Origin of the sequence: Desulfosporosinus sp. HMP52, from assembly GCF_000765145.1 — a bacterium.
GTDB lineage: Bacteria > Bacillota > Desulfitobacteriia > Desulfitobacteriales > Desulfitobacteriaceae > Desulfosporosinus.
On the sequence record NZ_JMGA01000007.1, the window covers coordinates 14979 to 27731 of the forward strand.

Annotated in this window: 13 protein-coding genes; 2 read left to right on the forward strand and 11 right to left on the reverse strand. The window is 44.0% G+C overall.

The features are described 5' to 3' along the window. Positions 1-6: 6 nt before the first annotated feature. The 3 genes from nifU to DP73_RS02435 are packed head-to-tail and all read right to left on the reverse strand — an operon-like array spanning position 7 to position 2078. Positions 7-384: a Fe-S cluster assembly scaffold protein NifU gene (gene nifU / locus DP73_RS02425; protein WP_034597199.1), complete on the reverse strand. Its 378-nt coding sequence runs from the start codon at positions 382-384 to the stop codon at positions 7-9. Positions 385-401: 17 nt separating this feature from the next. Then, positions 402-1586, reverse strand: a complete 1185-nt coding sequence (nifS, locus tag DP73_RS02430; protein ID WP_034597200.1) for a cysteine desulfurase NifS — start codon at positions 1584-1586, stop codon at positions 402-404. 39 nt (positions 1587-1625) lie between these two features. Continuing rightward, positions 1626-2078 (reverse strand): Rrf2 family transcriptional regulator, encoded by a 453-nt coding sequence (locus DP73_RS02435; RefSeq protein WP_034597201.1) that lies wholly within the window; start codon positions 2076-2078, stop codon positions 1626-1628. 274 nt (positions 2079-2352) lie between these two features. On the opposite strand from DP73_RS02435, the gene DP73_RS02440 reads away from it, so the two are divergent. Further along, positions 2353-3654 carry a replication-associated recombination protein A gene (locus DP73_RS02440; RefSeq protein WP_034597202.1) on the forward strand — a complete coding sequence of 434 codons (1302 nt, stop codon included), beginning with the start codon at positions 2353-2355 and terminating at the stop codon, positions 3652-3654. Positions 3655-3876: 222 nt separating this feature from the next. On the opposite strand, the gene trxA is transcribed toward DP73_RS02440, so the two are convergent. The 4 genes from trxA to hisS all read right to left on the reverse strand — a co-directional run bounded on the left by trxA (position 3877) and on the right by hisS (position 7755). After that, the gene (gene trxA, locus DP73_RS02445) at positions 3877-4206 is read right to left on the reverse strand and encodes a thioredoxin (RefSeq protein WP_034597203.1); all 330 of its coding nucleotides are present in this window, start codon (positions 4204-4206) and stop codon (positions 3877-3879) included. Positions 4207-4233: 27 nt separating this feature from the next. Then, positions 4234-4515, reverse strand: coding sequence for a metal-sensitive transcriptional regulator (locus DP73_RS02450; protein WP_014901895.1), 282 nt, complete (start codon positions 4513-4515; stop codon positions 4234-4236). 176 nt (positions 4516-4691) lie between these two features. Next, positions 4692-6482 (reverse strand): aspartate--tRNA ligase, encoded by a 1791-nt coding sequence (aspS, locus tag DP73_RS02455; protein WP_034597204.1) that lies wholly within the window; start codon positions 6480-6482, stop codon positions 4692-4694. 1 nt (position 6483) lies between these two features. Further along, positions 6484-7755 (reverse strand): histidine--tRNA ligase, encoded by a 1272-nt coding sequence (hisS, locus tag DP73_RS02460; protein WP_034597205.1) that lies wholly within the window; start codon positions 7753-7755, stop codon positions 6484-6486. A gap of 482 nt (positions 7756-8237) precedes the next feature. On the opposite strand from hisS, the gene DP73_RS02465 reads away from it, so the two are divergent. Next, positions 8238-8696, forward strand: a complete 459-nt coding sequence (locus tag DP73_RS02465) for a hypothetical protein (protein ID WP_034597206.1) — start codon at positions 8238-8240, stop codon at positions 8694-8696. 139 nt (positions 8697-8835) lie between these two features. On the opposite strand, the gene DP73_RS02470 is transcribed toward DP73_RS02465, so the two are convergent. From DP73_RS02470 to DP73_RS02485, 4 genes are read right to left on the reverse strand one after another with little or no spacing between them, the layout of a single operon-like run. Next, positions 8836-9456 (reverse strand): MBL fold metallo-hydrolase, encoded by a 621-nt coding sequence (locus DP73_RS02470; protein WP_034597207.1) that lies wholly within the window; start codon positions 9454-9456, stop codon positions 8836-8838. 13 nt (positions 9457-9469) lie between these two features. Beyond that, entirely contained in the window at positions 9470-9919 is a 450-nt protein-coding gene (dtd, locus tag DP73_RS02475) for a D-aminoacyl-tRNA deacylase (protein ID WP_034597208.1), read from the reverse strand. 1 nt (position 9920) lies between these two features. Then, a complete protein-coding gene (locus DP73_RS02480; protein WP_034597209.1) occupies positions 9921-12155 on the reverse strand; it encodes a bifunctional (p)ppGpp synthetase/guanosine-3',5'-bis(diphosphate) 3'-pyrophosphohydrolase in 2235 nt (744 codons plus the stop codon). 59 nt (positions 12156-12214) lie between these two features. Next, positions 12215-12727: an adenine phosphoribosyltransferase gene (locus tag DP73_RS02485; RefSeq protein ID WP_034597210.1), complete on the reverse strand. Its 513-nt coding sequence runs from the start codon at positions 12725-12727 to the stop codon at positions 12215-12217. Positions 12728-12753: the final 26 nt, after the last annotated feature.

Consider the following 12753-nt stretch of genomic DNA (forward strand, 5'->3'; position numbering starts at 1 on the left):
CTTCATCTATTCCTTTTTCTGCTGATTATCGCGATAATTTTCGATGGCTTTATGCAGGGCATCCGCAGCTAAATTAGAGCAATGCATTTTCGACTCCGGAAGTCCTCCCAGAGCTTCTGCTACAGCCTTATTGGAGATTTCCAGTGCTTCATCGATGGTTTTTCCCTTAACCATTTCAGTCACCATGCTGCTGGTTGCAACTGCAGCTCCACAGCCAAAGGTTTTAAATTTTACGTCTTTAATAATGTCCCCTTCGATATCTAAATATATACGCATAATGTCCCCGCACTTAGCGTTTCCTACTTCGCCCACACCGTCCGCATTTTCTAACTCCCCTACATTCCTGGGATTTGTAAAATGATCCATTACTTTTTCTGTATACATTTCTTCCTCACTCCTTATTATACATGGTTTGAACGAACAACCTGATCATATAGGGGAGACATCATTCGCAACCGCTCCACAATCTTAGGTAATTGTTCAAGGACATAATCAATTTCTTCTTCAGTATTTTGACGCCCGAGGGAAAAACGCAGTGAACCATGGGCGATCTCGTGAATCAACCCCATACCCAGTAAAACATGGGAAGGATCAAGGGAACCTGAGGTACATGCCGAACCACTCGAAGCCGCTATACCCAACATATCCAGAGAGAGCAACAAGGACTCCCCTTCAACATAACGAATACTGACATTCACATTATTGGGTAAACGCTTTTCCCCTAAAGGTCCATTAACCTTTACAAATTCAATACGGTCTAAGATCCCATTCATTAATTTGTCACGGAGTTTTATTTGTTTTTGAGCATCTTCAGCCATTCGTTGCCCTGCTAACTCACAGGCCTTGCCAAACCCAATGATTCCCGGAGTATTCTCAGTTCCCGAGCGGCGCTTTCGTTCTTGTCCGCCTCCATAAACCAATGGTACAATTCGTACTCCTTTGCGAATATAGAGGGCACCTACTCCTTTAGGGCCATAGATCTTATGACTCGATACAGTCAGTAAGTCTACATTCATTTCATCAACATTAACCGGAATCTTTCCCAGAGACTGAACCGCATCAACATGAAATACGATTCCATGTTCCTTGGCCAACTTGCCTATTTCTGCAATAGGTTGAATCGATCCAACCTCGTTATTGGCATGCATGACAGTAATTAAAATTGTGTCCGGCCTGATAGCCTTCTGAACGGCATCAACGGATATTACTCCCTCTTCGTCGACAGGTATAACTGTTAAATCAAATCCGTTTTTTTCTAAATGCTCACAAGTTTCCAGAACAGCGTGATGCTCAATACACGAAGTAATAATATGCTTACCCTTGGTGCGCAGCGCTTCAGCAGTTCCAAGAATCGCCAAATTATCTGCCTCAGTTCCTCCGCTGGTAAATGTAATTTCCTTAGGATTAGCTCCGATTAATTCGGCCACCTGAGTACGGGCTTGCTCTAAAGCTTGTTTAGCTTCCCTGCCAAAACCGTGGACACTGGAGGGATTTCCGTACTTTTCCGTGTAATACGTCATCATAACTGAAGCCACTTCAGGGTCAACCGGGGTTGTTGCACTATGATCTAAATATACTCTCCGCATTGGGCTCACTCCCTTGTAATTAACTTTGATGCAAATAGTCTAAATGTAGTACATATATAAGCTTCGATCCGATTCAATCTTTTTGGCATCTTCCAGCATTGTTTCAAGTGTAATTGAATCAAGAACCTCCGCGATGGAATCCCTAACTTTCTCCCAAATTGTCCGAGTGACACAAAACTCAGCTTTGGAGCAAATTTCCGGATCCTCCTCTGACACACAATCAGCCGGGGCAATTGGCCCTTCTAATACACGGATGATATCACCAATTTTGATCTTATCCGGTTCTTTTCCCAATAAGTAACCACCTTGAGCACCTCGAACACTTTTAACCAGCCCAGCTTTACGCAAACCGGAAACAAGCTGCTCCAAATAATGTTCCGATATACCCTGCCTCTCTGCAATGCTTTTCAAAGAAATCGGACCTTCACCCATATGTTGAGCTAAATCAAACATGGCTTTTACGCCATATCGACCTTTGGTCGAGAGTTTCAAACACCCTCACCTCTTTTCCGCGATCTGAACCTTATTCTTTTTATATTCTATATTCGTTTATATCTTATTAAAATACTCGGGATTTGTCAAGTCTGATGTTCACTATGCTTCAGAAGTTATCCACTTAGTATATTAGCCTAAAATTGAGCTCTTTACTGTGATCTGAGTAACAATTTTCAACGCAAATCCACTTACAATAAGCATTTGTCAGATCCACATGATATAATTCTTCAAAAAGCCCGGAAAGATTAGAGTATTGAAAGGAACAGTAATCATGGATCTTTTTTCAGCTACATTTAATCAACACCAAGTTGCTCCCCTTGCAGAGCGAATGCGTCCCCGAACACTTGACGAATATATTGGTCAAACTCAAATATTAGGACCCGGAAAACTCCTGCGTAGAGCTATTGAGGCAGACCGGGTTTCATCCTTAATCCTTTATGGACCACCGGGAACAGGAAAGACTTCTTTAGCACAAGTGATTGCTGCTAAAGCAACCTCTCGTTTTGTTCGTATCAATGCGGTTACTTCCGGTGTTAAAGACATCCGCGAAATTATTACCCAGGCGGGAGAGGAACTACATCTATACGGAAAACGAACTTTAGTATTCTGCGATGAAGTTCATCGCTTCAATAAAGGTCAGCAAGATGCTCTCTTGCCTGCCGTCGAAAACGGAACCATCACCTTCATTGGAGCAACAACAGAAAACCCATTCTTTGAACTAAACTCCGCACTCCTCAGCCGCTCCACGATTTTTAAACTTGAACTACTTGAACCATCAGAAATTCGCCTTGGACTGGAGCAGGCCTTAAAGGATACAGAGCGAGGGTTAGGCCAATATCAGGTGGAAATATCCTCTGATGCCTGGGAGCATTGGCTCAACTTTGCCAATGGAGATTTACGTCGCGCTCTTAATGCCTTAGAATTGGCGGTTCTGACAACTCCACCGGAAAACGGAATCCGCCGAATTAATCTGGAAATCGCTGAAGAATCCATTCAACAACGGGCTATCCGATTTGATAAATCAGGAGATAATCATTATGACATCATTTCCGCATTTATTAAAAGTATGCGGGGTTCAGATCCAGATGCGGCACTCTATTGGTTAGCAGTTTTATTAGAAGCAGGTGAAGATCCACGTTTTATCATTCGCCGAATTATAGTCCACGCCTCAGAAGACGTTGGTCTTGCTGATCCAATGGTCATGCTTCAAGCACATGCCGCTGCCAATGCACTTGAGTGGTTAGGTTTACCTGAAGCAAGAATTCCTATAGCTCAGGCAGTTCTGGCAATCACAACAGCTCCGAAAAGCAATAGTGTTGTCACAAGCATCGATAAAGCCATGAATTATGTAAAAAAACACCCTACCGGAGAAGTACCCGCCCAGCTTAAAGATGCTCACTACCCAGGTGCAGACAAATTAGGGAACGGAAAAGGGTATCTTTATCCCCATGCCTACCCTAATCACTGGGTTGACCAAACTTACCTCCCCTCATCCGTTCAAGGAGAAACCTTTTACGTTCCCTCGGAAATAGGAAAAGATCGTTTTCTAAATCCCAAGCATCTAAATAAATAAGAAAATCCCGTCAGCTTAGTTGACCTTACGCTTCAGATGAAGAGACTATCTTCTCACCCATTAGCCTACTTACTGTCTATAACCTTGGTTTATACTTCATAAGTAAAATAAAAGCGATGCCCAAATTTTTATCGGGCGTCGCTTTTATTCCTATTGACATTGTTCACTTGAGTAGTTGATTGAGGCTAATCCTTCTCTAATTAAAGACGGGATTATGGGAAATTAGATATGGGAATCAAGCATTTTTACTAAATCTGCTTTCCCACGGAAGCCAGTAATTTTATCAACCATTTTGCCGCCTTTGAAAATCGCCAAGGTTGGTATGCTCATAACTCCATATTGACTGGAAATAGGACCATTCTCGTCGACATTAACTTTACCGATGACAATTTTACCGAGATATTCATCGGCAAGTTCATCAATAACAGGAGCAACCATACGACATGGACTACACCAGGGAGCCCAAAAATCTACCAAAACTGCTTGCTCAGATTTTAAAACATCTGCTTCGAAATTTGCTGTATTAAATGTTTTTACATTCGCACCTGCCATTTGTAATTCCTCCTAATCAGTTATGATTTATTTAATAAATTTAGCGAGCACCCCAATAAGCTCCTCAATTGCAGCTTCTTGATTATTGTTTTCCACGGCATTGCGCATACATCCCCGTGAATGGTGTTCAAAGACAATTGTGCCAACTCTATTCAAGGCAGCTCGAACTGCAGCAACCTGAATCAAGACATCTACACAATACTTGTCACTCTCGACCATACGTTGAATCCCTTTTACTTGGCCTTCAATTTTCTTAAGCCTACGTACAATATCATCTTTGGATTCTGAATAGGGGGTTGAATTCGTCATGCTATGCATCCTCCGATACCCTAAGGGGGTAGCTACAATTAATATTATAGCCAATGCTTCCTTCCGTGTCAACTCTTCACTGACCAATAAACGTCAATAACTTCAGAACATTCTTCATATCACTACAAAGAGTTATTTTGGAATAAAAGGTCCTATTTTCTACCTTTAATTCCACACTATTTTTTGTCAGCAACAGACTCCTCAATATTCGTTCGTATATGCAATTCTTTAATTTGCTTATCCGCAACCGGCGAAGGAGCATGAGCCATTAAATCAGAGGCACTTTGAGTTTTCGGGAAGGCAATCACGTCTCGAATATTATCTTTTCCAGTTAGGAGCATAATCATTCGATCTAGACCGAAGGCAATTCCTCCATGGGGAGGGGTGCCATATTCAAATGCTTCCATGAGAAATCCGAATTGAGCCACTGCTTCCTCCTCAGAAAATCCAAGCAACTTAAATAACTGTTCTTGAACTTCACGACGATGAATCCTGATACTTCCGCCTCCCAGCTCAGTTCCATTAAGAACCATATCATAGGCCTTTGCTCGAACCTTTAGGGGCTCGCTCTCAAGAAGCTGTAAGTCTTCATCCATTGGTGCAGTAAATGGATGATGAATCGCAATATGGCGTTTTTGTTCATCATCATATTCTAAGAGCGGGAATTCCGTGACCCATAAGAATTCAAGGGATCCTTCTTCAATTAACCCTAAGCGTTTTGCTAATTCCAAACGCAAATGTCCTAAAGCATCAGAAACAACGGCATAGGTATCTGCAACAAAGAACAAGATATCCCCCGTCTCAGCTCGGGTAAGATCAATTAGGGCGGCCATCTCTTCTTCAGTGAAAAACTTGGCAATGGGGGACTTAATCCCTTCCTCAGCCATGACGATCCAGGCCAAGCCCTTAGCTCTATAGGTACTCACAAATTTAGCTAAATCATCAATTTCTCGACGAGGCATCCCGGCACACCCTTTTGCACAGATGCATTTGACACTCCCGCCGCCGGCAACAACATTAGCGAATACTTTAAATCCTGATTTTCCAACCAGATCCCCCACATCAATTAATTCCATCCCAAACCGAGTATCCGGTTTATCCGACCCGTAACGATCCATAGCCTCTTTATACGTTAAACGGGGGAAAGGTATAGAAACCTCTTTTCCCACAGCCTCTGCAAAAATCTTAACCATTAATTTTTCCATCATGGGAAGTATATCTTCCACTTCAACGAAGGACATTTCCACATCCAATTGAGTAAATTCAGGCTGTCGGTCAGCTCTTAGATCCTCATCTCGGAAACAACGAGCAATTTGAAAATACTTCTCCATCCCACCTACCATAAGGAGTTGCTTATATAATTGCGGGGACTGTGGTAAAGCATAAAACTCCCCAGGGTGTACGCGACTTGGAACCAGATAATCCCGTGCCCCTTCAGGGGTAGATTTGTTGAGCATTGGAGTCTCGATTTCATAAAAATCTTGACTGTCAAAGAAATTACGCATAATTTGAGTAACTCTATGTCTAATTTTAAACACATTCTGCATCTCCGGGCGACGCAAATCTAAATAGCGATATTTTAATCTCACGGTTTCATCAACATCCACTTGATCCACCAGATAGTAGGGAGGAGTTTTGGCACCGTTGAGAACTTCTAACGAATATGCAACTATTTCAATTTTTCCGGTGACAAGGTTGGGATTAATCATACCCTCAGGACGAGCAATTACTTGTCCTTGAATCGAGACAACGAATTCTGACCGTAAGCTTTCTGCTATTGAAAATTCAGTACCCATTCTCTCCGGGTCAAAAACCACTTGGACAATACCGGAGCGATCTCTTAAATCAACAAAGATTAAACCCCCATGGTCACGACGGCGCTGAACCCATCCTAACAAACGAACGGTTTCTCCCACTTTTTCTAATCCTAATTCACCATTTTGTATACGTTCTGAAAATAATGTCATGTCAAACACCTCTCTGATACTTCTTGAATATTTCCTCGACTGCATCATTTAGCGGAACTTCCATCTGCTCTCCTGATGTTAAGTCTCGTATAACCAGGACATTTCGATCCAGCTCTTCTTCTCCCAGGATAAAGGCTAAGGAAGCTCCTTGGCGATTAGCTGATTTTAATTGGTTTTTTAAACTACGCCCAAGCAAATCCATTGCAACAGGCATGCCTTTGCTCCGCAGGGCAGTCAGCAGGGCAAACCCCTCAATCTGGGCTTTCTCGCCAAGTGCGATGAGCATGGCAAATTGCTTCGGTTTTTCTTCGGGCAGCTTATTTTGAACCTGAAGGGCCGCTAAAACCCTTTCAATGCCCATGGCAAATCCAATACCGGGAGTAGCAGGTCCGCCAATTTCTTCAACCAGCTTATCGTACCTGCCTCCCCCACAAATAGCACTCTGAGCTCCGATTTCTTCGACCATAACTTCAAAGGCAGTTTTTGTATAGTAATCCAAGCCTCTTACCAAACGAGGATTAACTCGATACACCACTCCAGCCCTGCCTAAAATGGCCAGAACCTTCTCAAAGTGAGTACTACAATCCTCACAAAGAGTATCCCTGGTAGTTGGTGCACCTACAGTCACCTCTTGGCAGGAAGGGTTCTTACAGTCTAAGATACGCAGAGGGTTACGATCAAAACGCTCCTGGCAATCATTACACAAATCTTTCTTGCGAGAGATCAGAAACTCCTGAAGCTGCTCACGATGCCTGGCCCGACAAACCGGACATCCCACAGAATTCACATGAACTTCTAAGCCGCTTAATCCAAGGCGTTTATACAAATTCCAAACTAAACTGATTACTTCTGCATCCACAATCGGCTGGTCAGCACCCAATACCTCTACTCCAAATTGATGGAACTGGCGAAAACGTCCGCTTTGAGGCCGCTCATAGCGAAACATAGGACCAATGTAGTACAATTTTACAGGTTGAGGCTGGCCATAGAGCTTGTCCTCTACATAAGCACGGCAAACTGAAGCCGTCAGCTCCGGACGCAGGGTCATTGATCGATCCCCTTTGTCCTGGAAAGTATACATCTCTTTTTTTACAATGTCAGTAGTCTGACCGACCCCTCTTTGAAAAAGTTCTGTTGCTTCGAACATCGGTGTCCGTATTTCTTCATACCCATATTCTCGGCAAACTGAGCGAATGGTCTCTTCAAGATATTGCCATTGTTCAATTATCCCCGGCAATAAATCTTGAGTCCCTTTGGGACGCTGAATTGCCATAACATATTCCCCCTTAAGCTAATAGTATAAAAAAAGCCCTCGTTCCTTGCTTTGCGCAAGGGACGAGAGCTTCTCGTGGTGCCACCCTAATTGACGGAATTACTCCGCCCACTTTACAGTCGTTAACGAGACTATCCGATTGTAAAAAAGCCCCCTTATTGGCTGTCCTACCGTGCGTCTTTCAGGCTGGTTCCAGTCATGCAAGCCCTCCCTGGAGAAAGGTTAACGCGGAATTTTCCAATAGGTTTTGTGTTTTGAGCCTTTTACATTGATATGTTAATCGAAACTTTTACCCTTGATCGATATATTTTATCAAATAGCATGAGGGTTTGTCAATAAAAATTAGGTTATATCAGTACAGGTGGATCGTTTCTTCTGTCTGGCTCTGAGGCGGAGCGCTTGTCTGCACGCGTCTGCGAGTTCCGCCGCTGGCTTCGCTGGACGGTTCGCGAGCGCGTCCGAACCTCTGGGTATTCCTGCATGTGAACCTGCGGCGCGCTACGGGGACGCAAACCGTCGACCCTCGCCTTAGCGCGGCTCCACTGACGCATCCGCTTTGCAGAAAAGCGCTCCTCCAGCCAGTTTGTTGGGAGTGTAAGCAGAACTATGGGAGTAATCCGGTTAGGTTTCGCGGGAATCTTACGCGTGTTAGGCATTTTTCATCATCTGATAGCGCCGCTGCGGCTGCGGCAGAAAAAAACCCCAAAAAATCCTTAAGAATAATAGACCCGAAAGACAGGGCGGCTTCGATCCACAGAAGTGAACCCATTGCATGGAGAGGCAGTAAAGCCTATAAAGCTTGGGTGGGAAGCGGAGCCACAGGTTCACCTCAGGTATTACCCGGAGGTTTGGCACGAAAGTGTCCGGTGGACATTTTCGCTGAAGCGGCTATCTCCAAAGAATGCTTATCCGCTGAAGATAGCTCCCGCCCAAGCGAGTAGGCGAGCCTCGGAGTGCTGGGTACGAAGACACTGTCTTCGCACGAATTAGCTTTCTTGCACGGATGTGGGCGAAGCCGCCCTGCCCCGAGCGACCCTATTTTCATCATCTTCTGATGCCGCCTTAGCAGCAGCTGGAGGGCTACACCAAGAACGGATTATCCCGCTTTTCTTCCCCGATACTGGTTTCCTCTCCATGGCCTGGGAAAACTCGAGTATTTTCAGGAAGCAGCAAAAGCTTATTCTTGACCCCACTCAAAAGTTGATCCATTGACCCTCCCGGAAAATCAGTTCTGCCAATGGAACCGGCAAACAGAGTGTCCCCGCTAATCAACCCGTCAGAACATAGAAAACAAACACTACCCGGGGAATGACCCGGCGTGGCTATAACTTTTAGTTGTTCTTTTCCAATCATAAGTTCTTGCCCGTCACTAAGCAAGAGATCTGCCTTCTGAAGGGCCAACCCCGGTCCAAAATAACTGGACAGATTCTTTTTCCCATCAGTAAGCATTCCTGCGTCGCCCTCGTGAATTCCTACTTTAACATCCCCTAATAACTCTCGCAGTTCATCCACTGCACCAATGTGATCAATATGCCCATGAGTCAGCAGGATATATTCAACTTTGAGACCCTTCTCCAATATCCAGCGATAAATCCGTTTCCCGTCAGCACCCGGGTCGATAACCACAGCATTCTTACTTTCTGCACAAGAGAATAAATAACAATTTGCCCCCATTGCACCCATAGCTCGCCCTTCAAGCATTCAATAAACCTCCTTAGAAATTCTTTTTACTATCTAAGAGTATCGTCACAGGTCCATTATTAACCAGTTCAACGTCCATCTCTGCTTGGAAGACCCCAGTCTCAACCTTTAGGCCATAACTTCGAGCTCTCTCTACGCCTTGATTGAACAAAGCCTTAGCCTGATCCGGTGGCGCAGCCGTTGAAAAGCTGGGACGTTTCCCCTTACGGCAATCACCATAAAGAGTAAATTGGGATACCATAAGAATTTCTCCCCCCACGTCCTGAACAGAGCGATTCATTTTTGCCTCTTGGTCTTCGAAAATTCGTAGTCCTACCAGTTTGTCGATCATCCAGTTTAAATCCTCTGTTCCGTCGTCCTGACCGACAGCCAGCAGCACCAACAGACCCTCAGCTATATTGCCCACCCTTTCGCCGTTCACGGTTACAGAAGCGCTTTTTACACGCTGAATGACACTGCGCATCTTAGGTTCCTCCCGAATGGATTCGTTTGACCTCAGTGATGTCTTTAACCTTACGTATTTTTTGCATAACCATTTTAAGGTGTTCTAGATTCCTAATCTCAATTCGTAACTGGATATGAGCCACATCCCCTTTACCAACTCGAGCATTGATCCCCAGAATATGTGTGCGGGTATCTAAAACTGTATTCATAACCTCTGTGACCAGACGTGGCTTATCCATGCCGTAGATTTGGATATCGACAGGGTAAGTGGAGTCTGCTTGTTCTGCCCACATAACCTCAACGATCCGATTACTCTCTTCATCTGAGTGACTAAGGACATTACTACAATCCTCACGATGAATAGAAACTCCTCGCCCACGGGTAATGTAACCCATGATCAAATCTCCAGGCAGAGGATTACAACACTGAGCAAAACGTATCAGTACATTATCGACACCTTTAACCCTAACCCCATGGGATGCTTTGCCGTATGAAATCTGAGCCGGTGCTTTACCTTCCCCCTGTTGAAGGGCGGCGAGCTGCATCTTCTCTCGTTCTTCTTTGGTAAGATCCTCACGCAAGCGCATTAAAACTTTATTGGTTGTAAGTACTCCGTCCCCTATAGAAGCGTATAGATCATCCAATCCAACAAAGTTGTAATTTCTCCCGATAACCATAAGACTTTCCGGCTTAAGGACATCTGCGGGATCAAGGCCTAACTTACGCACCTCACGCTCCAGGTTTTCACGCCCGCGTATGATATTATCTTCACGCTGTTCTTTCTTAAACCATTGACGAATTCGATTTTTAGCTTGTGATGTTTTAACAAAAGACAGCCAATCTCGGCTGGGGCCGCTCCCTTGCTTCGAGGTAAGGATTTCCAAAATATCTCCGTTATTTAATTTTGTCTCAAGCGGAACAATTCGCCCATTGATCTTGGCACCCACACAGCGATGACCTACATCCGTATGAACCCGATAAGCAAAGTCTATCGGACAGGAGTCTGCAGGTAATTCAACCACATCTCCCTTAGGCGTAAATACAAAAACCGTATCGGCAAACAAGTCAATTTTTAAGGACTCCATAAATTCCCCGGCGTCCCGTGAATCATGCTGCCATTCCAACAGTTGACGCAGCCAGGAGAGTTTTTGCTCGAAATTCACACTCGTTGTTTTGTTACCACAGTCTTTGCCATTAGCCCCCTTGGTAGCGCACTCTTTGTTACTTCCTTCCTTGTACTTCCAGTGGGCGGCAATCCCGTATTCCGAAGTTCGGTGCATCTCACAGGTTCGGATTTGGATTTCAAAAGGTTCCCCATGCAGTCCAATCAGGGTTGTATGCAGAGATTGATACATATTTGGCTTAGGCATGGCAATATAATCTTTAAACCGACCGGGTATGGGCTTCCACATAGTATGAATGATTCCTAAGGCACCGTAGCAATCGTTGACAGAGTCCACAATAACTCGAATTGCCATTAAGTCGTAGATTTCACTCAGGTCTTTGTTCTGGGTGGTCATTTTACGATAGATGCTGTAAAAATGTTTAGGACGACCGGCAATATCGGCATAAATCTCAACTTCATCCAGACGTTCCCGCATTTGCACAATAACTTCATTGATATAGGCTTCACGCTCTCGCCGTTTGAGTGCTATTCCTTCAACAAGGTCATAGTATTCCTGGGGCTTTAAATATCGAAAGGAAAGATCCTCCAACTCCCATTTAATTCTAAAAATACCTAAACGGTTAGCTAAAGGAGCAAATATTTCTAGAGTTTCTTGAGCAATTTCCTTTTGTTTTTGCTCTGAGTGATATTTTAAAGTGCGCATGTTATGAAGACGATCAGCTAGTTTGATGAGAATGACTCGAATGTCTTTAGCCATTGCTAAAAACATTTTTCGTAAATTTTCCACTTGTTGTTCAACTTTACTCTTATACTCGATTCGGCCGAGTTTTGTAACACCGTCAACAAGCAGAGCAATCTCAGATCCAAATTCCTTTTCTATATCAGCAATAGTGAATTCAGTGTCCTCCACTACATCATGCAGCAAGGAGGCTGCAATTGTAGCCTCATCCATTTCAAGTTCAACCAAGATCTGGGCAACTTCTAAGGGGTGTAAGATATAATCTTCCCCTGAATTGCGAAGTTGGTTCCTATGCGCTATTTCAGCAAAGTGATAGGCCTTATCCACAATTGCTAACCGTGATTGCGGAAACTTCTTTTTCATTTTTACTAATAATTCTGGGAAGGACATAGGTGAACTCCTCTCATCCTTGCAATAACACTTGATTTACCACTCAGATAGCTGCAGATCTAGTACTCTACGAGAGAAAAAACCGGATAATCAATCAGCTTCTCACGGCCATTTAAGAATGCCAATTCAATTAGAAAGCCCATGCCAACTACGTCTGCCCCAATCTTTCGGATTAAATTTGCTGTTGCCAACATTGTTCCGCCAGTTGCTAACAGATCATCAACCATAACTACTCGTTCTCCGGGCTTTATAGCATCTGCATGTACTTCTAATGTATCGAATCCATATTCTAAAGCATAAGTCTCAGAAATCGTTTTTGAAGGCAATTTGCCAGGCTTGCGAACTGGAACAAATCCTACACCTAAGGCATAGGCCACCGGGGCACCAAATAAGAAACCCCGGGCTTCAGGCCCCACAATGACATCAGGCTTCCAAGGTTTTATCTTTTCTACAAAAGCATCGATAGCTTGGTGATATACTTCACCCTCTTTAAGCAGAGTAGTAATGTCCTTATAGGAAATTCCCTCCTTGGGAAAATCAGATATGACGCGAATATGATTTCTAAAATCCATGTCTTTAAGCCGCCTTTCTTTAAGCA

Excerpts from the sequence above, each read along its gene's own strand:
- nifU (WP_034597199.1), bottom strand. The coding sequence starts at position 384 with ATGTATACAGAAAAAGTAATGGATCATTTTACAAATCCCAGGAATGTA.
- nifS (WP_034597200.1), bottom strand. The coding sequence starts at position 1,586 with ATGCGGAGAGTATATTTAGATCATAGTGCAACAACCCCGGTTGACCCT.
- DP73_RS02440 (WP_034597202.1), top strand. The coding sequence starts at position 2,353 with ATGGATCTTTTTTCAGCTACATTTAATCAACACCAAGTTGCTCCCCTT.
- trxA (WP_034597203.1), bottom strand. The coding sequence starts at position 4,206 with ATGGCAGGTGCGAATGTAAAAACATTTAATACAGCAAATTTCGAAGCA.
- DP73_RS02450 (WP_014901895.1), bottom strand. The coding sequence starts at position 4,515 with ATGACGAATTCAACCCCCTATTCAGAATCCAAAGATGATATTGTACGT.
- aspS (WP_034597204.1), bottom strand. The coding sequence starts at position 6,482 with ATGACATTATTTTCAGAACGTATACAAAATGGTGAATTAGGATTAGAA.
- hisS (WP_034597205.1), bottom strand. The coding sequence starts at position 7,755 with ATGGCAATTCAGCGTCCCAAAGGGACTCAAGATTTATTGCCGGGGATA.
- DP73_RS02470 (WP_034597207.1), bottom strand. The coding sequence starts at position 9,456 with ATGCTTGAAGGGCGAGCTATGGGTGCAATGGGGGCAAATTGTTATTTA.
- dtd (WP_034597208.1), bottom strand. The coding sequence starts at position 9,919 with ATGCGCAGTGTCATTCAGCGTGTAAAAAGCGCTTCTGTAACCGTGAAC.
- DP73_RS02480 (WP_034597209.1), bottom strand. The coding sequence starts at position 12,155 with ATGTCCTTCCCAGAATTATTAGTAAAAATGAAAAAGAAGTTTCCGCAA.
- DP73_RS02485 (WP_034597210.1), bottom strand. The coding sequence starts at position 12,727 with ATGGATTTTAGAAATCATATTCGCGTCATATCTGATTTTCCCAAGGAG.